Genomic DNA, 23,742 nt, shown 5'->3' with positions numbered 1-23,742 from the left:
ACCACAAGCCGGTCGGCTTGGCAACTGCTGAGCGGTGACTCGATCCGAGCCTCTGTTCAATTAAGCAATTCCTATGCCATCGTTAGGCCTGGTAGGTGATCCTCCCCCCGCAGATGGTGGTCATCGGACGCACGGTGTGCAACGCTTCCGGCGCGGTCGCCTCGATATCCGCCGACAGGACGACGATATCGGCGAGATATCCGGTTTTCAGGCGCCCCTTGCGATGTTCGTTGAACTCCGCATAGGCGCCTTCGACCGTGTAGCCCTCTATTGCTTCCCGCAACGAGAAGCTCTGGTCCGGCATCCCTTCTGCCCAAGGCTTACGCATCACCGCCGCCTGAATGGACAGGATCGGATCGACCGGCGAGACCGGCCAGTCGGATGCGAACACCACGCGCGCGCCGGCGTTCTTCAGCGTGCGCCAGGCATAGCTTAACGGCCACTTGTCGCGGCCGATGCGCGAGATTGTCGGCTCCAGCGGGAAGTTCAGCGCGCCCGGCGGATGCGCCGGCTGCATCGAGGCAAGCACGCCGAGCTCCGCGAAGCGCGGCACGTCGGAGGCCGTGATCACCTCGATATGCTCGATGCGGTGCCGGCTGTCGCGCCGGCCGTTCTTCTTCAGCGCCGCCTGATAGCCGTCGAGCACCGCCCGCACGGCGCCGTCCCCGATCGAATGCACGGCGATCTGCAGGCCGCGTCTGTCGGCCTCGACCGCCACCTCGGCGAAATGTTCCGGCGAAAACAGCGGCTCGCCGCGCCATCCAGGCCGGTCGGCATAGTCGTCGACCATCACCGCCGTCCAGGAATCCAGCACGCCGTCATAGAAGACCTTGACCAGGCCGGAAGACAGCCATTCGGAATTGTAGGTCGCGGCCATCCGCGAGGCCTTTTCCAGCATGTCCAGCTTCATGAAATTCTTGAAGTGGAACGGGATCTTGGTGCGGCAAAGCAGCCGTCCCTCTTCTTCCAGCCCGGCCAGCAGCTCAAGCTGGTAGAGATTGCCGTCCATGTTCTGGATCGAGGTGATGCCATGCTTGGCGCACCATTGCAGCCCGCGATGCATCAGGTCGCGATCGGCTGCCAGTTCCTTCGCCGAAGGATAGGGATCCGGCTCGGCGCCCTCGAGCCCAAGCCGCGTCCGGTTTGCTCCGTAATGGTCGAGGAGCGGTCCGAAGGCCTCGCCTTCCCGCAGTTCGCCAGCGGCAAGCCCGTCGGCGCCCATGACAACCTCATTGCCCTGTCCGACCTGCTTGCCATGCAGCAGCCCGGCCTCTTCCAGCGCCTTGGTGTTCGCCCACATCGTGTGGTGGTCGGACGCCGACATGGCGAAGGGCCGGTCGGGAATGATGCGGTCGAGATCGTGGCGCGTCACGGGCTCCGGCAGGATGGCGTAGTCGACACCGGCGCCGATCAGCAGTCTGGCGTCCGGGCGCTTGGCCGCGAAATCCTGGATCGCGTCGCGCAGCGCGTCGAAGCCATGCACGCCGGCCAGATGCAGATTGTCGAGCTCGGCCGCGCCGCCGAACAGATGCATATGCGCTTCGATGAAGCCCGGCAGGACGGAGCCGCCTTGAGCGTCGACAACCTTTGTCGCCGGTCCTTTGAGCTCTTCGATGGAAGCGCGGCTGCCAATGGCGATGATGGCGCCGTCCTTGACGGCAACAGCCTCGGCGGCGGGATTGTCGTCGTCCATGGTCAGCAGACGGCCGTTGACGATCACCAGATCCGCACCACCACCCGCAACCGACATCGCGACTCCACATTTTGCTGAGGGACCGACAGCGCCCGGAGCCCAACGAGCTACCGCTCCACCGGGGCGGCGCCATGGGGCAAGAGCGATGCCGATGCGCCGTCTTCGAAATTCCCCTTGTTATCGTGGAAGACAGCGTGGATAAAGAATGCGACTGTTTATTCGCGTTTGTCAACAGCCGGAATTTGCAATGTATAGTGGACTGCACCGCGCGCCGACGGTGGGGCCGAGCGGGGAACGGGGGCAACGAGCAGTGAAGCGCAGTCTCGACCGCAAGACCAGGATAGCGCTCGAACCGCGCAAGCAGCCGCGGCAGCAGCGGTCAAGCAAGGTGGTCGACAGGATTCTCGATGCGGCCCTGATCCTGACGCGCGAGCAAGGAACCAGAGCGCCGACGACGCTCGCCATCGCGCAGCGCGCGGGCCTGTCGGTCGGTTCGGTTTATCAGTACTTTCCCAACAAGGAAGCCATTCTTCTGGACCTGGCCCGGCGCTGGCTGTCGTCTTTTCCCCAGGTGATCCAGAAGCGTATCAACGCCCCCCGGCCAACCAACCGTGATGAGTTTCGGCGCGAAGTGCGCAAGCTCTTCATCGACACATCCAGGCTCTATCTCGAAAACGCCACGCTGATGCCGGTGATCGAGGCCATATCCGGCAACGCCGACCTGAGGCCGATCCAGGACGAGTACGACAAGGACATCATCGCCCTTTACGCCGCGTGGCTGCAGCATGTGAATCCGGCTCTTGAAGACAAGATCGCCAGCCGGCTCGGCGTGCTGATGATGGAAGTCGGCCATGTCTGCCGTCTTGTCGGGTTGAAGAGGGATCGCAGGACATACGACCTCATCGAGGACGATGTGGAGGCCATGTGGCTCGCTCTGGTGAGCCCCCATCTCAATCTCGAGTGATTTGGCACTTCCAACCGATTTCGCACTTCCAGGGGAGATTTCATGAAAACTGTCTATTCGCCACTTCATGCCGGTCATGCCGACCAGATGGAGCTGGTCACATCCGCGATCGTGCCGGGTTTCGAGAAGCCGTCGCGGGCTGAATTCATCAGGGCACGCGTGGAGAGCGAGAAGCTCGGGCCGATCATCGGGCCGGCCGAGCACGACCTTGCCGCGGCCAAGCGTGTCCATGAAGCCCATTACATCGACTTCCTGCCGACGGTGTGGCCGGAATGGGTCGCCGCGGGCTTCACGGGGTCTGCCATGGGCTTCACCTGGCCGACGCGCGGCCTGCGCGGCGACGTGCCGCCGAAGCGCATCGATGCCTTGCTCGGCTACTATTCCTTCGATGCCGGCGCCACCTTCGTCGAAGGCACCTGGGCGGCGATCAAGTCCTCCTATGACGTCGCGCTGACCGCAGCCGCCTTGGTCAAGGCCGGCGAACGCAGCGCCTTCGCGCTTTGCCGCCCGCCGGGCCATCATGCGGGCGCGGCCTTCATGGGCGGCTACTGCTTCGTCAACAACGCCGCCGTCGTCGCTCAATGGTTCCGCGACCAGGGCGCAAGCCGTGTCTCCATCCTCGATGTCGACTACCATCACGGCAACGGCACGCAGGAGATCTTCTATCGCCGCGGCGACGTCCAGGTGCTCAACCTGCATGGCGATCCGATGGTCGAGTATCCCTTCTTCCTCGGCCACGCCGACGAGCGCGGCGAGGGCGAGGGCGAAGGCTTCAACATCAATTACCCGATGCCTTTCGGCACCAATTGGGACGGCTGGAACGCGTCGCTGGAGGACGCCTGCGCCAGGCTCGCCGCCTACGCTCCCGATGTCGTCGTCGTCTCGCTCGGCGTCGACACCTTCGAGAAGGACCCGATCAGCCAGTTCAAGCTGAAGAGCGTCGACTATCCCAAGATCGGCCGCCGCATCGCCAAGCTCGGTCTGCCCACGCTGTTCGTCATGGAAGGCGGCTACGCCGTGGAAGAGATTGGCATCAATGCCGTCGGCGTGCTGACGGGTTTCGAGGATCGCTGAGCCGCACCCGAACGGACATACGCCCTCGGATGCAACCGGGGGCGTATTTTTGCGCCCGCCGCGAAATCATTGGCTCAATTCAGCTTTGAATCACCGCCAAGTAACGCGAAGACCGGCTGCTGAGTCGCAATGCGAGTCCATCGGATTCGATTTTGTCAAATCGCATTTGATGTCGGATTCATCTGCGGGTAGATTAGACCCGAATCAGCCGGTCCACGGGGGGCGCGGCGACCAACCCAAAGTCTCAAGTTCCGGCGCCAGGCCGGTACCAGACGCGGACGGTTTCGCGTTCCCCTAGAGGGATTCGGCGCGATTGGGCGCCGTTCGCGCCCGTGAGTGTGTCTTCGTAAACGTGACGCGTTTCGGTCCGGCCGTTGGCTTCGCCAGCACCGGGCACAAGGATCGATTCCGGCAAGAATCCAAGAATCAAAATGAGCAGTTCCGCCGCGCTTCTTCAAACCGACGCTTCAGGCTCGCGCCTGACGTCGCGCGGCGACCTCACCACTTTCTTCATGCAGCTTGCCGCCGATATCGGCGCCGACAACTATATGCTGGTCGCCATCGTTCATGACCAAGACCGCAACGATGCGCGCATCGTTTCCTCAAACTGGATCTTCGACGGGATAGAGCTGATCGGAAAAAGGCTAATTGCCAATTTGGCGCTGGGACCCTTGACCGTGGCGCCGGGCGTACGCCCGAAGCGGTTGGTGGCCGCGCACGCGCCCGACGCCGGCGCATTGCTGACCGGCGAGGAAGCTCGCCTGCTAGACGTGCTTGGCCACGCCGAAATCTATTCGCTGCGGCTCAATGTCGGCCGGCAGCGCCTGTTCGTGCTGTTCTCGGCCGCCGAGGCGGGCAAGATCGACGTGGCCGCCCTGATGAAGGCACAGATCAAATGCTGCTATGCGCTTTCCGGCATTCCGCAGCTGATCGCGGCGGCGTCCATGCAGGATCCGCTGTCGGACCGCGAGCGCGAATGCCTGTTCTGGGTCTCGGAAGGCAAGACCACTGACGAGGTCGCCGTCATCCTCGGTGTCTCGTCGAACACCGTCAACAGCTACATCACGCACGCCATCCAGAAGTTCGCGGCCTCGAACCGCGCGATGGCGATCGCGACGGCGATCAGGAGCGGCATCATTTGAAGCACGCACAGGTCAGAGAGGCGGCAGCCGCTCTTTTCAACGATCAGCGCAGTCCCTTCGGCGCCTTCTCGCTCGGCTCCGAGACCCATCACGCCGCCACCATCCCCGATGCCGTGCGCCGTTGCCGCTGGATCGCCGTTGATATCAACGCCTCGGCCTTCGGCCTCTATTTCGTCAGCCCCTCGCCCGAGCGCGCGCGTCTCGTGGCGTGTTTCGATTCCGACTATCCCGGCACGGCGGTCGCGACCAAATTCATCTCCGGCGCCAATGGCGAGGATATGGTGCGTCACAGCCGCCTCTCGACCGCGCCGCGCTGGTGGGTCGACGACGCCCTCGCCGGATCGCGGCAGGTGTTCCAGTCGCTCGCCTGGGCCGAGTCGACCGCGCCGCTGGCGCCCGGCACTAACGGCATCGCCTTTCCGGTGCATGCCGATCGCGGGCAATGCGGGCTGGTCGTCTTCCTAGGCTCGGAGATCGCGCTGTCCGACGACACACTTTGCGAGATCCACGCCCGCTCCTTTGCGCTTTTCGCGGCTGTCGCCCGCATCCGACCCGGCGATACCGGCCGGATGCGCTCGATCTCCAAGCGCGAGCTCGAATGCCTGAAGCTGACCGCCAACGGCAATACCAGCGAGGAGATCGCCAAGCTCCTCAAGCTGTCGGTTCACACCGCCAACCAGTATCTCACCCAGTCGACGCAGAAGCTCAACGCGGTCAATCGCAACCAGGCGGTCGCCAAGGCCCTGCGGCTCGGCCTGATCGAATAATCGATCGAGCCTAGCCTCGACATGTCCAGGAGATCAGACACTCAGGGGAATGCCAGCGGCTCGGTCCTGCGGATACGAGCCTCTTCGATCGCGTCCTCGAGCAAGGCCGTGTTGTGCTCCGGCGTTTCGCCAGGCTTCTCGAACGACACGTAGTTGACCACCACGGATGCCTGGTGCTCGGTCAACGTCAGCTGGAAATAGACCGTCACGCCGCGCGGCCGCAGCTCCAGGTCGAGCACGATGCGCGGGCTGCCACTCCAGTCGACATGCGCCTCCGCACCATGGCCGAGCCGCAGCGTTCCCGGCCGGAAGTAAAGCTCGACCGCCGAATCCACGAGGTCCGACAGGCAGGCGAGATGTTCGAGCCGGATGAAGGCAATATAGTCGGCAACGTCGATGAGCCTCAATTCGCCCACCACGGGCTCGATGGCGCTGGCGACGATCAGCTCGCGGGAGTTGGCGTGTGGTTGCCGGTCCATGGATTAGCGGCGTCCGTTCATTGGGTTGCCTTGCGCGGTGCCTTCTTCGAGTAGACGATCCGCACCAACTCGGCGACCGCCTGGTAGAATTGCGACGGGATCACGCTATCAACCGAAACTTGCTTGTACATGGAGCGCGCGAGCGCCACGTCCTCGAAGATCGGAATGTTGTTCTCCCTGGCGATCTGGCGGATCTTGAGCGCTACCAGATCCTGTCCCTTGGCCAGCACGATCGGCGCGGAATCTTCCTCGCGCACATATTTCAGCGCGATCGAGTAGTGCGTCGGGTTGGCGATCACCAGCGTCGCGCGCGGCACGGCCGTCATCATGCGTCTGCGCGCCCGGTCGCGCGCCAGCGAGCGCAGTCGCGACTTGACGATCGGATCGCCTTCCGACTGCTTCAACTCGTCCTTGACTTCCTGCTTGGTCATGCGCAGGTCGCGCCGCCAGTGAAAGCGCGACCAGACGATGTCGGTCACCGCGATCAGCCCCATCACGAAGACGATCGCCACAAGGATGTCGACGAAGATGCCGCGGATGACGAGGCCGAACGAGACCGGGTTGGTGATCATGCCAGCGAGCAGCTTGCGATGATCTTCCGAGAGCGTGAAGCTCAGCACCGCGATGGCGAAGCCGAGCTTGGCCAGCGACTTCAGGAACTCGACCCAGCCCTGCATGCCGAACATCCGGCTCCAGCCCTTGGCGATCGAGATGCGCGAGAGCTGCGGCCTGATCCGCTCGCCGACGATTTGCGGCATGTTCTGGAAGACCGAGGCGCCGACGCCGGCAACCGTCAAGAGCACCAGCAGGCTGACGACGGCGCGGCCGATCTCGGTCATTACCTGCTTGTAGAGCGAGATGACGTCGGTCTCGGTGTCCATCGGCCAGGCCTCCGGCTTTTCCAGGAAGGTCGATAGGAACATGCCGAGATCGACGATCGCATCCTTGGCGTAGAAGACGGCGAAAACCAATATGGCGAGGAAGGAGGCAAAGATCGCGGTCTCGCGCGAATGGGGCAACTTGCCCTGTTCGATCGTGTCGCGGATCTTCTTTTCTGTGGCTTCCTCGGTTTTGGAATCCTTGTCGACCGCTTCAGCCATGGCGCTCTGACCGGGTCGCTATCGTCAGGCGGCTTCGGCGGCGGCGGTCTGCATCGAAGGCAGCTCGAAAGCTCCTTCGCGCGACAGCCGGATGGCGGCGACCGATATGCTCTTGCGCGCCGCCATGATGTCGGCAACCGCAATGCCTTCCGATCCTTGTCCGAGTTCGGATTCGATCATGCGGCGGGAGCGCGCGCCGATCGCCGACAGCGCCGATTCGGCGAGTTCCGGCGCGGCCCCGCGCAGCGCCAGCGTGACGAGCTCGGTCGACAACCCGTCGAACAGCAGGACCCGGGCTTTCTGCGGCAACAGCGGCAGGTCGTCGAAGGCGAACAACCGCGACCTGACGCCGGCGAGATCGGGCGTGCCGGCTTCCTCCAGGTCCTGCATAAGTTCGTCCAGTTCGGGCTTCGCCATTTCGTTGAGCATGCCGGCGACGCGTTCCTGGCCGGCGGTGGTGTCCCGGCTGGCCTTCTGCGACAGCACGCTCACGCGCAGCTGATTCTCGACGATCCGGGATGCCGCATCCGGGACGTTGGCCATCGTCACCATGCGCTTGACGATCTGGCTGCGCATCGGCTTTTCCATCGTGAGCAGCACGTTGGCGGCAGTCTGCGGCGCGAGCTTCGAAAGCACCATGGCCGATGTCTGCGGATGCTCGCCGGCAAGGAAGGAGCCGAGCCGCGACGGCTCGAGCTTTTCGAGATCCGGCCATATCGGCGGCGGTCCTTCCGGGACCGGCTCGAACCTCCTCTCGCCCATGATGGCGCTCATTTCCTCGGGCGACAGCGATTCGTTCAAGATCGTATCCATCCGGTCGGCTGAATCGAGCAGGCCGGCGCCCTCGGTGAATTCGGCTTCGAACTCGGCAACGATGCGCTCCAGATCAGCCTGCGGAATGGTACGTAAGAGACGCGCGCCCTCGATCAGCGCCTTCAGCTCGTCCTGCTTGAAGAATTTGAGCAGGCGGCTGGCCGCGGGCTTGCCCATGGCCACCAGTATGGCTGCCGCTTTTTGCGGACGTGTCAGCGCCAATGCCGTCGTCATGCGTGTTGCCCTCGCTGCCGATTGGTTCGCCCTGTCAGGCGCTCTTCGCCGCCGCGATGATCTCTGTGAGCCTGATGCCGAAGCGCGTCGGATCGCTCTCCAGCACCGTGATCTCGCCGCGCGCGATCTTGCGGCCGTTGACCACGACGTCGACCGGCTCGCCGATACGCCGGTTGAGCGCGACCGTGGAACCCTTCTGCAGCGCCATCAAATCCGACACGGGCATTTCCGTGCTGCCCAGGATGATCTGCACGTCGACCGGAATGGTCATGATGATCGAGGAATTGGACCCCGACCGAAGCGCAGCGTCCGGACGGCCCTCCTCTTCACGAAGCACGCCGCGCAGTTCTTCGATAGCGCGGTCCAACTGCTCGTCAGGTTGGCCGGTTTCCATTTCGGCCTCGGCTTCCACATTTGTCGCTGGCATGCTTCTTCGTCTCCATGGATCCCGGGCCTGGCATCAGCCCGGCATCAGTCCGTCGATGAAATCCTGTCCGGCATCATGAGGGCGGCTGATGCGGACGGTGTAATTCTGCCCAAGCTTGCCGAACTCGCAGACGAACAACGTTTTGTCGCGAGCGCTGAGCCTGGCGTTGAGCTGGGCGTTCTCCTCCAGTTCGATCACCTGGCCTGGCTTGAACGCTGCGAGGTCGCCGAGCGTCAGCCGCGCTAGCGGCATCGTCGCCTCGAGCCGGACGGTCGAGCGCATAACCTCTTCGGAGAAGCGGGCTCGCCAGTCGAATTCGGTGGTCTCGCCATGCTCGCCCGTGGTGGCACCGCCGCTGCGCGAGGTAAGCAGCAGGCGTTGCGGGATCATCACCGTGACTGTGCCGCTGTCGGACGGCGTCGACAGGCCATAGACGATGCGCACGGCGGCGCCGTCGCGCAACACGCGCCGCCTCGCCTCGTTGCCCGATATTGCTTTCGGCACCGGCAGGCGCAAGTCGAGCGAACGTTTGCCGGATCCGTTGAGCGCTGCCGCCACCTCCTGGAACACGGTGGTCGCCACATCGGCCTCGATCTGCGACAGGTCGCGCTCGATCGGCGCCACCGGCTGGTCGGGATCGCCGCCGAACAGGGCGCTCACCATGACGGCGACCGCATGCGCATCCATCACCAGCGTCATGGCGTCGGCCGAGATCGGCGAGGACACGATGGTCAGCGCAAAAGCATCGCCGGCGCGTGAACGCGCCTCGGGAACGCGGCCGACCTCCACCGCTTGCAGGTCCACGGTCACCGGCGCGCCGAGTTCCGCGGCAAGCGCCTTCTGCAGCGACGGCAGCGCCCGCTCGGCCATGCCGCGGCCGACGCCGATCACCTGCGCCGCCTCGCCGCTATCGCCGACGAGTCGCTCGATGATCAAGGCCCGCGTTTCTGACGGACTGGCCGGACTGGTCATGACGGCAGGCGGCCCTGTCTCGGATGCTGCATGCTCAGGCCGCCTTCTTCTCGGCGGTGCCGGCGCTCATGGTGCTTTGCTCCACCGCATCGATCGTCGGACGTTCGTAGGAGGATATGGTCTTGCGGCCGAATTCGATCGCCACCTGCGGCAGGGCGCCGTTCATATACGCAAGCAGCGTCTGCTTGACGATGATGTAGAGACGGTTCCTCTTCTCGCGCACCGTCTTGATCTTGGTGGCGACCGGACCGACCACCGCATAGGACAGGAAGATGCCGAGGAAGGTTCCGACGAGTGCCGCGCCGATCAGGCCACCGAGGATTTCCGGCGACTGGTCCAGCGCGCCCATCGCCTTCACCACGCCGAGCACGGCCGCCACGATGCCCAGCGCCGGCAGGCCGTCGCCGACCGCCACCATCGCGTGGTAGGCCTTCAGCTTGTCGGTGCGGATCGTCTGGATCTCTTCGTCCATCAGCGCCTCGATCTCATGCGAGCGGGCATTGCCGATGATGATGATGCGGCAGTAGTCGCAGATGAAATTCGTCAGGTCATGGTTCTTGAGCACGGTCGGGAAGGCCTGGAAGATCGCCGACTCTTCCGGATTGTCGATATGCGCCTCGACCTCGCTGCGCGACTTCGAGCGCAGTTCGCGCATCAGGCTGTGCAACACGCCCAGTGTCTCGAGGTAGTCGCGTTCCTTCGGCACCGCCTGCTTGAAGGCTTCCAGAATGCCCTTGCCGGTGTCCTTGACCGTCTTCATCGGATTGGCGACGAGGAAGGTGCCGAGCGCCGCGCCGCAGATCACCACCGCTTCCCACGGCTGCAGCAATACATGCAGATGCCCGCCCATTGCCATGAAGCCGCCGAGAACGCAGCCGAGCGTCACCACAAGTCCGATCAGAATGCCCACGACAGGTCCTTCCGCATGTCACGTCGTGGAGCAGGGATAGTCCCCTTGCCTTGTGTGAGGCTTGAATCGAAGGCAGCGGACGCGATTCAGCTTCGCGCAAGGAAGTGACGCTATCGTGCAGGGATAGCTTCGGCCGGAGGCATGCCCTTTGCTTAGTACCTATATCAGCTATCAGTTGATCGCCAAAGACATCCCTAAGTCTATCGCCCGCATCGAGCAGCAGCCGACGGTCGATCGCGACACCCAATACTATCTGGCCAACATCACCAAGGTGAAATCGATCGACGATTTCGTCAACAACGACCGCCTGTTCAAATATGCCATGAAGGCCTACGGGCTGGAGGACATGGACTATGCCAAGGCCTTCATGGTCAAGGCGCTGAAGGAAGGCGTCTCCGACCCCAACAGCTTCGCCAACAAGCTGACGGACAAGCGCTACGCCCAGTTCGTCAGCGCCTTCAACTTCGCGGCGGACGGCGCCGATGCGACGGTCTACAACCCGGCGCAGCAGCTGGTCACGAAGAACTACGCCATGCAGGCTGAGATCGCCGGTCTCGATCCGGATTCGGATTATGTGAAGGGCGAGACGACATACTATCTCGCCAACATCACCAAGGTGAAATCGGTCGACGATTTGATGTCGAACAATCGGCTGTACACCTACGCACTGGCCGCGTTCGGTCTCGACTCCGCCACCGAAGACAAAGACCTGATCAGGCAGGTCCTCGAGGGCGGCGTGCGCGACCCCGATAGCGTCGCCAACAAGCAGACCAACAAAGCCTATGCCGGACTGGCCGCGGCCCTCAATTTCGAGCAGTACGGCGAAAACGCCACCACCTACGTGCCAGCGCAGCAGCCGACCGTCGACAAATACCTGCGCCAGACATTGGAAGAGGATGCCGGCCAGACCAACGAGGGTGTTCGGCTGGCGCTCTATTTCCAGCGCAAGGCACCCGACATCACCAGCTGGTACGACGTGCTGGCCGACACGGCACTTGCCAGCGTGGTGCGTACCGCGCTCGGCCTGCCGGATTCCTTCGCAACCGCCGACATCGACAAGCAGGCGCAGTTGTTCGAGCAGAAGCTCGACATCAAGGACTTCACCGACCCGGACAAGCTCAGCAAATTCCTGACCCGCTTCACCAGCATGTATGAGATTGCCCATCCGACCTCGACGGCGGTGACCTCGGTCAGCGTGCTCTTCGCGCAACCGACCACTGTCGGCATCTCCACCGATCTGATGATGGCCATGCAGCAGTTGAAGTTCTGAGAAGATCATGCAGGACAGTCTTTACGTCGCCCTCTCCTCTCAGATCGCCCTCGAGCGTCGTCTCGACACCATCGCCGACAATGTCGCCAACGCCTCGACGATCGGCTTTCGCGCCACCGGCGTAAAATTCGAGGACGTGGTCTCGGGCACCGGGCCGAGATCGGTTTCCTTTGCCTCGTCCGGCAAGACCTATCTCTCCGGCGCGCATGGCGCGCTGACCGAAACCGGCAACCCGTTCGACTTCGCCATCCAGGGCGACGCCTGGTTCGCCATCGAGACGCCCGCCGGCACGGTGATGACGCGCGACGGCCGCTTCTCCATGAACGAGAACGGCGAACTGATGTCGATCGAAGGCTACCCGGTGCTGGACAGCGGCGGCGCCCCCATCCAGCTCGATCCGCGCAACGGCCCGCCCAAGGCAGGCGCCGACGGCTCTCTCAGGCAGAACGACCAGTTGGTCGGCGCCATCGGCCTCTATAATTTCGACCCCGGCGAGAATTTCGTCCGCTATGGGAATTCGGGCATCGTTCCGGCGCGCACGCCCGAGCCCGTCACCGATCGCTCGGACGTCGGTGTCGCTCAAGGGTTTCTGGAAGAATCGAACGTCAACCCGGTGCTGGAAATGACCCGGCTGATCCAGGTGCAACGCGCTTTCGAGAACACGGCGGCGCTGATGCGGCAGACCGATTCCTCCACCGACGACGCGATCAAGACGCTCGGCTCGAAGTGACAGCATGACGTCCGGATCGTCCCTGTTGCGCGCTGCCGAGAGCCCGGCGGAAACCGGACGGACCGACAGGCTGGCCGCTCTCGAACGCGTCTGGCAGCGGTTCGACGATCCGCAGGCGCTGCTGGCGCGCGGCGGCCGCATCGCCGAGATATCGCCGACGCATTACAAGGTCCGCGGCCTGTCCGGAATTGCCAGGCTGGGCGACATCGTCGAGCAGCGCGGCAAGGTCGGCGCGCGACGCGGCGAGATCGTCAAGATCTCCAGCGACGAGGTGGTGGTCGCGCCCTTCGAACGCAGCGCCGATGCCGGCATTGGCGACGCCGTCTTCCGCCGCGGCCCGCTCGCGGTCACCCCGCATGCCTCCTGGCGCGGGCGCGCCATCGACGCCCTGACCCGTGTCATTGACGGCGGCCCGCCGCTGATCAGGCCGAATGCGGCCGAGGTCGCGCATGGCGCGACGCCGGGCGCCCTGGCGCGCCAGCGCGTCGGCACCGGCTTCCTCACCGGCGTCAGGGTGATCGACATCTTCACCCCGCTTTGCTTCGGCCAGCGGCTCGGCATCTTCGCCGGTTCCGGCGTCGGCAAGTCGACGCTGCTGGCCATGCTCGCCGGCGCCGAGGCTTTTGATACGGTGGTCGTGGCGCTGATCGGCGAGCGTGGCCGCGAGGTGCGCGAGTTCCTCGAGGATACGATCGGCGCCGAGAGCATGGCCAAGACCGTCGCCGTCGTCGCCACCAGCGACGAAAGCGCCATGATGCGTCGCCGCGCGCCCGACACCGCCATGTGCGTGGCCGAGCACTTCCGCGACCAGGGCCATCGCGTGCTCCTGGTGCTGGATTCCATCACCCGTTTTGCGCATGCGCTGCGCGAGGTGGCGACCGGAACCGGCGAGCCGCCGGTCGCGCGTGGCTATCCGGCCTCGGTCTTCACCGACCTCCCGAAGCTGCTCGAACGCGCCGGGCCTGGAGCTGAGGGCCCCGGGGTTAAAGGTAGGGGTTCGATCACCGCCATCATTTCCGTGCTGGTAGACGGCGACGACCACAATGATCCGGTCGCCGATTCGGTGCGCGGCATCCTCGACGGCCATGTCGTGCTCGACCGAGCGCTCGCCGAGCAGGGCCGCTATCCGCCGGTCAATCCGCTGTCGTCGATCTCGCGTCTTGCCGACAAGGCCTGGAGCGCCGAGCAGCGCATGCTGGTGACGAAGCTGAAATCGATGATCGCGCGCTTCGAGGACACGCGCGACATCCGCCTGCTGGGCGCTTACCAGAGCGGCGCCGACGCCGAGCTCGACAATGCGGTGCGCCAGGTGCCGCTGATCTACGAGGCGCTCACGCAGTCGCCGAGGGACCGCGCATCGGCCGATCCGTTCGCCGACCTCGCCCGCCATCTCAAGGAGAAGCTGAATGGCGATCAAGGAGACTGAGCTACAATATACCGAGCGCATGTTGCGCGACAGGCTTGCCGAGGCCGAGGCGGCGGAGAGGGCCGAAGCCGACGCGGCAAGGACTGCCAAGGACAAGGCCGCGCATGCCAAGACCCAAAAGACAGCGGCTCTCCTGACCAGAGCCGACAGGCCGCATCCGCGGACATCCACCGCTGGGACTGCCGATGTCGCGCAGGCCAGCCGCGATTCCTTGCTCGACGGGCTCTTTCCCCGCACCGAATGGCCGGAGCCGCCGAAAGCCCAGTTCCCGCGCCTGGCCGACAGGAGCGCCGACCGCCGCAGCGATTTCGTCATCGCTGCCCTCGGCATCACGCTCGGCCTGATCTGCGCGTTGTTTCCCTGGTACATTTTCTTCAACCAGGAGCAGTTCGGCGTTCAGGCCATCAAATTCGGCGGCAGCGGCAGCAATGCCGGGCGCGAGGGCGGCGGCGTCGTGGCCGAACGCAGCGGGCCGCTGACGGCCAAGGATGTTCCCAATGCCGATATCGACCTCTTTGCCACCGGAACGGTTGAGGACGACCCCGCGCCGCCGCCGGGCGACCAGCCGTTTCCCGCCGCCGCTTCGGAATTCAAGATGGTGCATGTCGCCAACGGCCGCGCCATGATCGAGGACGATACCGGTCTGTGGCTCGTCCAGCGCGGCTCGGTCCTGCCCGATTCCAGCCGCGTCGCCTCGATCGAGCAGCGCGGCGGCAAGTGGGTGATCGTCACCAGCAACGACAAGGTAATCCAGCTCTCCAAGTAATGGCGCCGGGCCATGCGGCCCGCCCCGCGCAAGGTCCGCGCAAGACTGGCCGCCTAGTCTTGTGCGTACTCGCCCGGGAGATTCCCATGGAACCCGTAAATCTTTTCGATCTCGCCACGCGGCAGTCGCAATGGCTGGCCGTGCGCCAGTCGGCGATTGCCTCCAACATCGCCAATGCCAACACGCCGGGCTACACCGCTAACGACGTCGAGCCCTTCGAAAAGGTTCTCGACCGGACCGCGGTGACGCTTGCCGCCACGCAGGCCGGCCATCTCGGCGCCGAAACGGCCAATGCCGGCTTCAATGTCAAGCCCGAGGATCCTGAGGGCGCGATCATGCCGTCGAAGAACACCGTGGTTCTCGAACAGGAGCTGATGAAGGCGGGCGAGGTCCGCCGCTCCTTCGAGCTCAACACGGCGATCGTCAAGGCCTTCCATTCGATGATGACGATGGTGGTGAAGAGCTGACCATGGACGCCCTCACCGCAGCCCTCAAAGTCGCGGCCTCCGGCCTTGGCGCCCAGTCGGAGCGCCTGCGCGTGGTCTCGGAAAACCTCGCCAACGCCCAGTCGACCGGCAGCACGCCGGGCGCAGATCCCTACCGCCGCAAGACGATCACCTTCCAGTCCGAGGTCGACCGCGCGACCGGCGGTTCGCTGGTGGAAGTCAGCGCGATCTCCCGCGATCCTTCGGACTTCCCGATCGAATTCCAGCCCGGCAACGAAGCCGCCGACGACAAAGGGTACGTCAAGATGCCCAACGTCAACACGTTGGTCGAAATGGCCGACATGAGCGAGGCGAACCGCTCCTATGAAGCCAACCTGCAGGTCATCAAGCAGGCTCGCGATCTGATTTCCATGACCATCGACCTGATGAGGAACCAGTAATGATCGGCGGTATCGGGGCAATACAATTCAAGACGGCAGTCGATGGAGCGGAGCAGGCTTCACCGGGTCTGCTGCAGGGCGGCATCGGAACGCAGGCAAGCGAAAGCGTCGGCAGCAGCTTCGCCGAAGTCCTCAGCCACGCCGCGACGAAAACGGTCAACACGCTGCAGAACGCCGAGCAGATGTCGATCCAGGCGCTGAAGGGCGATGCAGACACGCGCCAGGTGGTCGATGCGGTGCTGAGCGCCCAGCAGGCGCTGCAGACCACCATCGCCATCCGCGACAAGGTCGTCTCGGCCTATCTCGAAATCAGTCGCATGAGTATCTAGGACCGCGTCATGAAAGCCCTTGCCATCGCCGCCACCGGCATGAACGCCCAGCAGACCAACCTGGAAGTCATCGCCAACAACATCGCCAACATCAACACCACCGGCTACAAGCGGGCGCGGGCCGAATTCTCCGACCTGCTCTACCAGGTCGACCGCACGCAGGGCGTGCCCAACCGCTCCAACACCTCGCTGGTGCCGGAAGGCGTCTCGATCGGCCTTGGCGTCAAGACGACGGCGGTGCGCAACGTTCACACGCAGGGCGAGCTGGCCAGCACCGGCAACAGTTTCGACCTGGCCTTGACCGGCAGGGGCTGGTTCCAGATCCAGGGAGCCGACGGCGGCACGCTCTACTCGCGCGCCGGCGCCTTCAACACCAACGCCACCGGGCAGCTGGTGACCGTCGACGGCGCCGAAGTCATTCCGGCCATCACCGTGCCGACCGACGCGGTCGAAGTCATCGTCAACAAGACCGGCCAGGTCTTTGCTCGCCTGGACGGTCAGACGAACTTGCAGTTGCTCGGCCAGCTTCAGATCGCCAACTTCGCCAACGAGGCGGGCCTGGCCCCGCTCGGCGACAACCTCTTCCAGGAGACGGCTGCCTCAGGCCCGGCCAATGTCGGCGTACCTGGCGACCCCGGCTTCGCCACGATCCAGCAGGGTTACCTCGAATCCTCCAACGTCGATCCGGTCAAGGAAATCACCGAGCTGATCTCGGCGCAGCGTGCCTACGAAATGAATTCCAAAGTCATCCAGGCCGCCGACGACATGGCCTCGGTGGTCTCCAAGAACATCAGGTAACGGACGATGGCCGCGCCGATCTCCTCCGCACTTCGTCGCGCCGCGCTGGCCACCGTCCTGGTGGCCGCCGGCATGCCGGCTTTCGCGCAGGACACGACCGGCCAGTCGGCAAACCAGATCGCAGCCGGCCAGCCCGCCGGCGAGGCCGTGCTGATCCCGAACCGGGTCATCTATCCCGGCGAGACCATCGAGTTTGCCTCGCTCAAGCAGGTGACGCTCATCCCCGGCAAGCACAAGCCCGACGGCATGGCGACGCGCTCCGAGGAGCTTCAGGGCAAGGTCGCCAAGCGCACGCTTCTGCCCGGCCGCTACATCCCGGTCACCGCGATCCGCGACGCCTGGCTCGTCGAGCAGGGCGCTTCGGTGCAGGTCTATTTCACCGTCGGCGCGCTGACCATTTCAGCGGCCGGCGTCACGCTGCAACCCGGTGCTGCCGGCGACCAGATCAAGATCCGCAACATCGACAGCGGCAAGATCATCTCGGGCACGGTGATGGCCGACGGCACCATCAAGGTCGGCGCTTCGTGATGCGCGCCTTTGTCCTTCTGCTGAGCGCCGCCATCGGCCTTCAGCCGGCATTGGCGGATGGGCTGACGCCCAACGCCAAGCGCGAGCTCGCGCAGAAGAACGGCGGCGTCTACGACGATCCGGAATATGATCCGGCCACGACCCAGCGCATGTTCCGCGTCTCGACCGGCCCAAGCACGCTGCCGCCCGGCCAGGTCGCCGCGCGCATCAAGGATATCGCGCAGTTGCAGAGCGCGCGCGACAACCAGCTCGTCGGCTACGGCCTGGTCATCGGCCTCGCCGGGACCGGCGACAGCCTGCGCAACTCGCCCTTCACCGAACAGTCGATCCGAGCGATGCTGGAGAACCTCGGCATCGCCACCGAAGGCGGCAGCGCGCGCGCCAAGAACGTGGCCGCAGTGATCGTCACCGCCAACATGCCGCCCTTCGTCCAGTCGGGCGCCCGCATCGATATCGATGTCTCCTCGATGGGCGACGCCACCTCGCTCGCCGGCGGCACGCTGGTGATGACGCCGCTGAAGGCAGCCGATGGCGAGATCTATGCCGTCGGGCAGGGCTCGGTGATTGTCGGCGGCTTCGCCGCCCAGGGCCAGGCCGAGCAGTTGACGCAAGGCGTGCCGACCGCCGGCCGCGTGCCCAACGGCGCCATCGTCGAGCGCGCCGTACCGGCCGAGTTCGACGACCAGGGCGTGTTGACGCTGCAGTTGCGCAACCCGGATTTCTCGACCGCCATTCGCATCGCCGACGCCGTCAATGACTATACCTCGCAGCGTTTCGGCATGCGCGTCGCCGCCGAACGCGATGCCCGAACCGTGCAGATCAGGCGGCCGAAGAATGTGTCGGCCGCGCGTTTCTATGCCGAGATCGAGAATCTCGTCGTCGAATCGGACGCCCCTGCCCGCGTCGTCATCGACGAGCGCACCGGCACGATCGTCATCGGCAACAATGTCCGGATCTCGCGCGTGGCAATCAGCCACGGCACGCTCACAGTGCGCATTACCGAAGCGCCGAAAGTGGTCCAGCCGGAACCTTTCTCCAGGGGCCGGACGGCGGTCGAGCCTTTCACCGCCATCGAAGCGAGCCGGCCCGACGCGCGCGTCGCCGTGCTCGACGGTCCCGATCTCGAAACGCTTGTCTCCGGCCTCAATCGTCTGGGTGTGAAGCCCGACGGCATCATCGCCATCCTGCAAGGCATCAAATCGGCCGGCGCCTTGCAGGCCGATCTGGTTCTCCAATAGGCACGCCGATGATCGCGCTTCTTTGCTCGAAAACACGCCGCCCCCTCGTAATGATCGCCGCCACGGCAGCGGCCGCGCTTCTCGGCGGCGCTTCCGTCCGCGCCGAGGACGTTCGGCAGGTCCTGCCCGGCGGGCAGGCCCCGGTCCAGCCGGCCGAACTTACGCGCGAAAAGGAGCCGGTCCAGCCGGCTGCGCTCGCAGGCGGCAAGGCGCCGGACGAAAGCGAGATCCAGCGCTTCTGCTCCAACATTGCGGACGCCGCGCGCGATCGTCGCTACGCTCTTCAGGCCGAGGAATTGAAGCAACTGCAAGCCGGCATCGACGAGCGCATGAAAGCGCTGGAGGCAAAGCGGGCCGAGTACGAGGAATGGCTGAAGCGCCGCGAAGTGTTCCTGGCGCGCGCCGAGGACGGCGTCGTCAAGATCTATGCCGGCATGAAGCCCGACGCCGCCGCCGAACGATTGGCGATGGTGAATGCCGAACTCGCGGCGGCCATCCTGATGAAGCTCGATTCGCGCAAGGCCGGCGTCATCCTGAACGAAATGGACCAGAAGGCGGCGGCGACGCTCACCGGCATCATGGCCAGCGCGGCGCGAAGGGTTGATCCGTCATGAAATCGAAATTGCTCGCCCTGATCGCTCTCGCTACCCTGGCTGGCTGCGGCACCGACCTCAGGGAGGTCGGCAGGGAGCCCGCTTTGTCGCCGGTAGGTTCCGGCATCGATGAAGGCGGTTCCGGTCCCTACAGCTATCCCGAGCCGCCTGCCTCGCGGCCGAAGAAGTTCTCGCTGTGGGACGATCGCCAGAGCCGGCTATTTACCGACCCGCGTGCGCTGCGCCCCGGCGACATCCTGACCGTCAACATCAGGCTCAACGACAGGGCCAATTTCAAGAACCAGAACGACCGCAGCCGCACCGCCGCGCGCAAGCTCGGCTACGACGTCACGCTCGGATGGGACGGCAGGAGCACCAGCGGCAAGGGCGACGCCGGCTTGAGCTCCAGCACCGAGACCAATGCCGACGGCGAGATCAAGCGTTCGGAGGACATCGCCCTCAACGTCGCCGCCGTTGTCACCGAGGTGCTGCCCAACGGCAATCTGATGATCAGAGGCTCGCAGGAGGTCCGTGTCAACTATGAGCTTCGTGTGCTGACCATCGCCGGCATGGTTCGTCCGTCCGACATCGGCGCGGAGAACACCATCCCTTATGAGCGCATCGCCGAGGCGCGCATCTCCTATGGCGGCCGAGGCCGTGTGAGCGAGGTCCAGCAGCCGGCCTATGGCCAGCAGGTCCTCGACCAGGTTCTTCCTTTCTAGGGCCGGGAGAGCGCTGCCGTGGCCAATGTCGAGCAGGTCCAGCCCAAGAAGGGACCTTCCCTGGTGATCCAGCTCGCCATGCTCTTGGTCGTGACGGGCGCGGCCGTCGGCATGGGCTGGCTTGCCGGCGGCTATCTCAAGCAAGGCGAAACACCGGCGCCGGTGCCGGCGGCGCCGGAAAACGCTGGCACCGCGGAAAAACCGTCCGAGAGCGGCAAGGCGGCCACCGGGCCGGCGCTGGTGCAGCTGGCGCCGATCACCACCAATCTCGCCTCGCCGTCGGACGTCTGGATCCGGTTGGAGGCATCGGTATTTTACGATGCTCCGCAGCCGCCGGAAATGACCGAGCAGATTCATCAGGATCTGCTCGCATTCGTGCGAACGCTGAAGCTGCACCAGATCGAAGGCGCCAGCGGCTACCAGCATCTCAAGGCCGATCTCGATGAGCGCGCGGCGCTGCGCAGCGGTGGCCACGTCAAACAGGTTCTCGTCAGGACGATGCTGCTCGAATGAGAAAATTCCTCATAACCACGGCGCTCATCGTCGTTACCACGTCCGTCGCCGCGGCCCAGCAGCTCGATCTCGGCGGCATCGGCAAGGCCGACGGCACGACCGTCGGTTACCTGATCCAGATGTTCGGCCTGCTCACCGTGCTTTCAGTGGCGCCGGGCCTCTTGATCATGGTGACGAGCTTCACCCGCTTCGTCATCGCCTTCTCGATCCTGCGCGCTGGCATCGGCTTGCAATCGACTCCGGCAAACCTGATCCTGATCTCGCTGTCGCTGTTCATGACCTTCTACGTCATGGCGCCGACCTTCGACCAGGCGTGGAACACCGGCGTGAAACCGCTGATGGACAACCAGATTACGCAGGCCGAGGCGTTCGAGAAGATATCCGGCCCGTTCCGCGACTTCATGCTGCACAATGTCCGGGACAAGGATTTCGATCTCTTCGCCGACCTGGCCCGTGAGCGCGGCCAGACCGTGTCGCGCGAGACCGTCGACCTGCGGATCCTGGTACCGGCTTTCATGATCTCCGAGATCCGGCGCGGCTTCGAGATCGGCTTTCTCGTCGTGCTGCCCTTCCTCGTCATCGACCTCATCGTCGCCACCGTCACCATGGCCATGGGCATGATGATGCTGCCGCCGACCGTGGTATCGCTGCCGTTCAAGATCCTGTTCTTCGTTTTGATCGACGGCTGGAACCTTTTGGTCGGCAGCCTGGTGCGATCCTTCACCTGACGCGCCCGGGACAGGTGTCGAAACGCCGTCCCCGTTCCGTTCGAATTTTACGCAGAATATTTTCGATTAACCGTCCGATTTAGCTCTTTGGTAGGGACTTGCCGCCATAGTCGCTCGCAGATGGCGGGTGACCCAGCTGAGCGGTCATTGGCATGATGCCGCACCGTCATACCGGACAAGCCGGTATGTAAAAAAATCCGTGTAAAAATAGGTACGAGTAGCCATGGCCAGTATCATGACCAACAGCGCTGCGTTGACTGCGCTGCAGAGCCTCAACAACACCCAGAACCAGCTCCAGACCACCCAGACCCGCATCTCCACCGGTTACCGCGTCTCGCAGGCTTCGGACAACGCCGCCTATTGGTCGATCGCCACCACGATGCGTTCCGACAACCAGGCCATGTCCACCGTTTCGGACGCCCTCGGCCTCGGCGCCTCGAAGGTCGACACCGCCTATACCGGCATGGATAGCGCGATCACGACGATCAACCAGATCCAGCAGAAGCTGACCGCTTCCTACGGCCAAACGGATGCTTCCAAGGAAAAGACCCAGGTCGAAATCAAGGCCCTTCAGGACCAGCTGAAGGCCTATGCCGACGGCGCCACCTTCTCCGGCACCAACATGCTGTCGGTGTCGACGGCTTCGGGCACGGCGGCGGACGTCAAGATCGTTTCGGCCTTCAACCGCAGCGCCACCGGCGCGGTTTCGATCTCGACGATCGACGTCAACGTGGAAAGCATCAAGCTCTATGATTCGGGCGCCGCCCCGACCTCGAAGGGCATCCTCGATGCGGCTCGCCTCGGCACCACCGGCGCCACGACCGCCACGGCTCAGAACCCGACCCTGGGTGCAGCTCCGGCAGCCGGCGATACCTACTCGGTCGCCAGCATGGCTATCTTCTCGGGCGGCACCGCTGCCAGCGACGCTCAGATCCAGCAGATGATGAACGTCGTCGATGCCGCGCTGAAGGACATGACGAACGCCGCCACCAAGCTCGGCGCCGCCAAGAGCTCGATCGACCTGCAGAAGACCTTCACCTCGAGCCTGATGGACTCCATCGATCGCGGCGTCGGCCAGCTCGTCGATGCCGACATGAACAAGGAATCGACTCGCCTCCAGGCACTGCAGGTTCAGCAGCAGCTCGGCGTCCAGGCGCTGTCGATCGCCAACGGCTCGTCGCAGTCGATCCTGTCGCTCTTCCGCGGCTGATCGCTCTATACTGACCAGGCCAAAGCATCGGGCCGCGCCAAAAGCGCGGCCCGATTTGCGTTTGCTCAAGGCCCGCGCAATCTTCGTTTCCTAACTTCTCGAAAGCCTACTTTTAACAGGCCATTAACCATATCGCGCTAGGTATGGTTAACCAATGACTTACGACAGGTTGCCGACTCGGCCCCGACCGGCGCGATCGCAACCGATGGGCAGGTCGAGACCCGGCCTGTGTGGCATGCCGGCTTTTGAGAAGGAGCGAGTTTCTTGGCGAGCATCATGACAAACGCTGCGGCGTTGACTGCACTTCAAAGCCTCAACGCCACCAACAAATCGCTCGAGCAGACGCAGGCCCGGATCTCGACTGGCTATCGGGTCTCCGAGGCCTCGGACAACGCCGCCTACTGGTCGATCGCCACCACCATGCGCTCCGACAACTCGGCGCTGTCGACGGTGCAGGACGCGCTCGGCCTCGGCGCCTCGAAGGTCGACACCGCCTATACCGGCATGAACAACGTCCTTTCGACGATCGGCCAGATCAAGACCAAGCTTCTGTCGGCCGTTGGCCAGTCGGATGCCAACAAGGCCAAGACGCAGACCGAAATCACCGCGCTTCAGGCGCAGATGAAATCCTTCGCCGACGCCGCCACCTTCTCGGGCTCGAATTATCTTTCGGTAACGTCCAAGCAGGTCGCGACCGCCAATGACGGCGTCCAGCCCGACGCCCAGATCGTCTCTTCCTTCAATCGCTCCTCGTCCGGCGCCATCTCGCTCGGCACCATCGACATCAATGTCGAAAGCACCAAGCTGTTCGATTCCGGCCTCTCCACGGCCGTCAAGAACCAGGGCATCCTCGACCGCAAGACGTCGATCTATTCCACCGCTGCGGACCAGGCGGCATACGATGCCGCCTATGCGGCCTCAATCGCCGCCGGCAACACCGACATCGCCGCCAACACCGCAGGCCAGGGCGCGGTGACGGGCACGCCCGTCAAGATCGACAACGTCTCCGCCTTCAATCTCGACATCACGGCGGCGGGCGTGACCGACGATATCATCACGCAGATGGTCACCAAGATCGACAACGTCATGAGTCAGCTTACCGACGCCGCCACCGTGCTCGGCGCCGCCAAGAGTTCGATCGACCTGCAGAAGACCTTCACCCAGAGCCTGATGGACTCGATCGACCGCGGCGTCGGCCAGCTCGTCGATGCCGACATGAACAAGGAATCGACGCGCCTGCAGGCCCTCCAGGTCCAGCAGCAACTCGGCATTCAGTCCCTGTCGATCGCCAACAGCTCCTCGCAGTCGATCCTGCAGCTGTTCAAGAACGGCTAAGCCGCCTGATCACCATCGACCGATGAAAGGCCGCGCCTGAAGCGCGGCCTTTTGCGATGGCGGGAAGAAGATAAGCGTTCAACACTTAGCAGGCC

General features: G+C 64.1%; 27 protein-coding genes. 20 read left to right on the top strand and 7 right to left on the bottom strand.

The genetic code is table 11. The annotated features are described in order from the left end of the window. Nucleotides 1–82 precede the first annotated feature (82 nt). Nucleotides 83–1,750 (bottom strand): amidohydrolase, encoded by a 1,668-nt coding sequence (locus P9273_RS12725; protein WP_278049217.1) that lies wholly within the window; start codon nt 1,748–1,750, stop codon nt 83–85. Between the two features lie 253 nt (nt 1,751–2,003). Here P9273_RS12725 and P9273_RS12720 point away from each other — a divergent pair, with 253 nt between their 5' ends. From P9273_RS12720 to P9273_RS12705, 4 genes are all read left to right on the top strand, one after another. Next, complete coding sequence (locus P9273_RS12720) at nt 2,004–2,657, top strand: TetR/AcrR family transcriptional regulator (RefSeq protein WP_040997079.1); 654 nt, start codon at nt 2,004–2,006, stop codon at nt 2,655–2,657. Nucleotides 2,658–2,699: 42 nt separating this feature from the next. Continuing rightward, entirely contained in the window at nt 2,700–3,731 is a 1,032-nt protein-coding gene (locus P9273_RS12715) for a histone deacetylase family protein (RefSeq protein WP_278049216.1), read from the top strand. 431 nt (nt 3,732–4,162) lie between these two features. Then, the gene (locus P9273_RS12710) at nt 4,163–4,873 is read left to right on the top strand and encodes a helix-turn-helix transcriptional regulator (protein WP_278049215.1); all 711 of its coding nucleotides are present in this window, start codon (nt 4,163–4,165) and stop codon (nt 4,871–4,873) included. Then, nucleotides 4,870–5,640, top strand: a complete 771-nt coding sequence (locus tag P9273_RS12705; protein ID WP_278049214.1) for a helix-turn-helix transcriptional regulator — start codon at nt 4,870–4,872, stop codon at nt 5,638–5,640. Before P9273_RS12710 ends, P9273_RS12705 begins: the two co-directional genes overlap by 4 nt. A gap of 41 nt (nt 5,641–5,681) precedes the next feature. Here the strand turns inward: P9273_RS12705 and P9273_RS12700 are convergent, their stop codons facing one another. From P9273_RS12700 to motA, 6 genes are read right to left on the bottom strand one after another with little or no spacing between them, the layout of a single operon-like run. Next, on the bottom strand, nt 5,682–6,119 hold the full coding sequence (locus tag P9273_RS12700) for a hypothetical protein (protein ID WP_040997087.1): 438 nt from the start codon (nt 6,117–6,119) through the stop codon (nt 5,682–5,684). 17 nt (nt 6,120–6,136) lie between these two features. Continuing rightward, complete coding sequence (gene flhB, locus P9273_RS12695; protein ID WP_278049213.1) at nt 6,137–7,219, bottom strand: flagellar biosynthesis protein FlhB; 1,083 nt, start codon at nt 7,217–7,219, stop codon at nt 6,137–6,139. Nucleotides 7,220–7,243: 24 nt separating this feature from the next. After that, nucleotides 7,244–8,266, bottom strand: a complete 1,023-nt coding sequence (locus P9273_RS12690) for a flagellar motor switch protein FliG (protein WP_278049212.1) — start codon at nt 8,264–8,266, stop codon at nt 7,244–7,246. Nucleotides 8,267–8,300: 34 nt separating this feature from the next. Beyond that, nucleotides 8,301–8,693, bottom strand: coding sequence for a flagellar motor switch protein FliN (gene fliN / locus P9273_RS12685; RefSeq protein WP_278049211.1), 393 nt, complete (start codon nt 8,691–8,693; stop codon nt 8,301–8,303). Nucleotides 8,694–8,726: 33 nt separating this feature from the next. Beyond that, on the bottom strand, nt 8,727–9,665 hold the full coding sequence (locus P9273_RS12680; protein ID WP_336619387.1) for a FliM/FliN family flagellar motor switch protein: 939 nt from the start codon (nt 9,663–9,665) through the stop codon (nt 8,727–8,729). Nucleotides 9,666–9,699: 34 nt separating this feature from the next. Then, nucleotides 9,700–10,575 (bottom strand): flagellar motor stator protein MotA, encoded by an 876-nt coding sequence (gene motA / locus P9273_RS12675; protein WP_040989940.1) that lies wholly within the window; start codon nt 10,573–10,575, stop codon nt 9,700–9,702. A 148-nt stretch (nt 10,576–10,723) separates the two neighbouring features. Here motA and P9273_RS12670 point away from each other — a divergent pair, with 148 nt between their 5' ends. The 16 genes from P9273_RS12670 (at nt 10,724) to P9273_RS12595 (ending at nt 23,647) form a co-directional block, all read left to right on the top strand. Continuing rightward, nucleotides 10,724–11,845 (top strand): DUF1217 domain-containing protein, encoded by a 1,122-nt coding sequence (locus P9273_RS12670; protein ID WP_278049209.1) that lies wholly within the window; start codon nt 10,724–10,726, stop codon nt 11,843–11,845. 7 nt (nt 11,846–11,852) lie between these two features. Further along, nucleotides 11,853–12,575 carry a flagellar basal-body rod protein FlgF gene (flgF, locus tag P9273_RS12665; RefSeq protein ID WP_140707025.1) on the top strand — a complete coding sequence of 241 codons (723 nt, stop codon included), beginning with the start codon at nt 11,853–11,855 and terminating at the stop codon, nt 12,573–12,575. A gap of 4 nt (nt 12,576–12,579) precedes the next feature. Further along, nucleotides 12,580–14,001: a flagellar protein export ATPase FliI gene (gene fliI, locus P9273_RS12660; RefSeq protein WP_278049208.1), complete on the top strand. Its 1,422-nt coding sequence runs from the start codon at nt 12,580–12,582 to the stop codon at nt 13,999–14,001. Continuing rightward, nucleotides 13,982–14,767, top strand: a complete 786-nt coding sequence (locus tag P9273_RS12655) for a hypothetical protein (protein WP_278049207.1) — start codon at nt 13,982–13,984, stop codon at nt 14,765–14,767. Before fliI ends, P9273_RS12655 begins: the two co-directional genes overlap by 20 nt. A gap of 86 nt (nt 14,768–14,853) precedes the next feature. Beyond that, nucleotides 14,854–15,234 (top strand): flagellar basal body rod protein FlgB, encoded by a 381-nt coding sequence (flgB, locus tag P9273_RS12650; RefSeq protein ID WP_040997106.1) that lies wholly within the window; start codon nt 14,854–14,856, stop codon nt 15,232–15,234. Between the two features lie 2 nt (nt 15,235–15,236). Beyond that, nucleotides 15,237–15,653, top strand: a complete 417-nt coding sequence (gene flgC / locus P9273_RS12645; protein WP_040997108.1) for a flagellar basal body rod protein FlgC — start codon at nt 15,237–15,239, stop codon at nt 15,651–15,653. Further along, entirely contained in the window at nt 15,653–15,982 is a 330-nt protein-coding gene (locus tag P9273_RS12640) for a flagellar hook-basal body complex protein FliE (RefSeq protein WP_040997110.1), read from the top strand. The genes flgC and P9273_RS12640 overlap by 1 nt, the downstream gene beginning before the upstream one ends. A gap of 9 nt (nt 15,983–15,991) precedes the next feature. Further along, the gene (gene flgG / locus P9273_RS12635) at nt 15,992–16,780 is read left to right on the top strand and encodes a flagellar basal-body rod protein FlgG (RefSeq protein ID WP_040997112.1); all 789 of its coding nucleotides are present in this window, start codon (nt 15,992–15,994) and stop codon (nt 16,778–16,780) included. A gap of 6 nt (nt 16,781–16,786) precedes the next feature. Continuing rightward, entirely contained in the window at nt 16,787–17,308 is a 522-nt protein-coding gene (flgA, locus tag P9273_RS12630; RefSeq protein ID WP_278049205.1) for a flagellar basal body P-ring formation chaperone FlgA, read from the top strand. A gap of 149 nt (nt 17,309–17,457) precedes the next feature. Further along, nucleotides 17,458–18,546, top strand: a complete 1,089-nt coding sequence (locus P9273_RS12625) for a flagellar basal body P-ring protein FlgI (RefSeq protein ID WP_278049519.1) — start codon at nt 17,458–17,460, stop codon at nt 18,544–18,546. An 8-nt stretch (nt 18,547–18,554) separates the two neighbouring features. Beyond that, nucleotides 18,555–19,160: a MotE family protein gene (locus P9273_RS12620; RefSeq protein ID WP_278049204.1), complete on the top strand. Its 606-nt coding sequence runs from the start codon at nt 18,555–18,557 to the stop codon at nt 19,158–19,160. After that, nucleotides 19,157–19,861 (top strand): flagellar basal body L-ring protein FlgH, encoded by a 705-nt coding sequence (flgH, locus tag P9273_RS12615; protein ID WP_278049203.1) that lies wholly within the window; start codon nt 19,157–19,159, stop codon nt 19,859–19,861. The genes P9273_RS12620 and flgH overlap by 4 nt, the downstream gene beginning before the upstream one ends. An 18-nt stretch (nt 19,862–19,879) precedes the next feature. After that, nucleotides 19,880–20,374, top strand: coding sequence for a flagellar basal body-associated FliL family protein (locus tag P9273_RS12610; protein WP_278049202.1), 495 nt, complete (start codon nt 19,880–19,882; stop codon nt 20,372–20,374). After that, nucleotides 20,371–21,102: a flagellar type III secretion system pore protein FliP gene (gene fliP, locus P9273_RS12605; RefSeq protein ID WP_278049201.1), complete on the top strand. Its 732-nt coding sequence runs from the start codon at nt 20,371–20,373 to the stop codon at nt 21,100–21,102. The genes P9273_RS12610 and fliP overlap by 4 nt, the downstream gene beginning before the upstream one ends. 223 nt (nt 21,103–21,325) lie before the next feature. Next, nucleotides 21,326–22,312: a flagellin N-terminal helical domain-containing protein gene (locus P9273_RS12600; protein ID WP_040997124.1), complete on the top strand. Its 987-nt coding sequence runs from the start codon at nt 21,326–21,328 to the stop codon at nt 22,310–22,312. 264 nt (nt 22,313–22,576) lie between these two features. Beyond that, complete coding sequence (locus P9273_RS12595) at nt 22,577–23,647, top strand: flagellin N-terminal helical domain-containing protein (RefSeq protein WP_040997125.1); 1,071 nt, start codon at nt 22,577–22,579, stop codon at nt 23,645–23,647. Nucleotides 23,648–23,742: the final 95 nt, after the last annotated feature.

Origin of the sequence: Mesorhizobium sp. WSM4935, assembly GCF_029625735.1 — a bacterium.
Taxonomy (GTDB): Bacteria; Pseudomonadota; Alphaproteobacteria; order Rhizobiales; family Rhizobiaceae; genus Mesorhizobium.
Note: the sequence above shows the minus strand (reverse complement) of the source record. Positions and strands in the feature narration are given on the sequence as shown.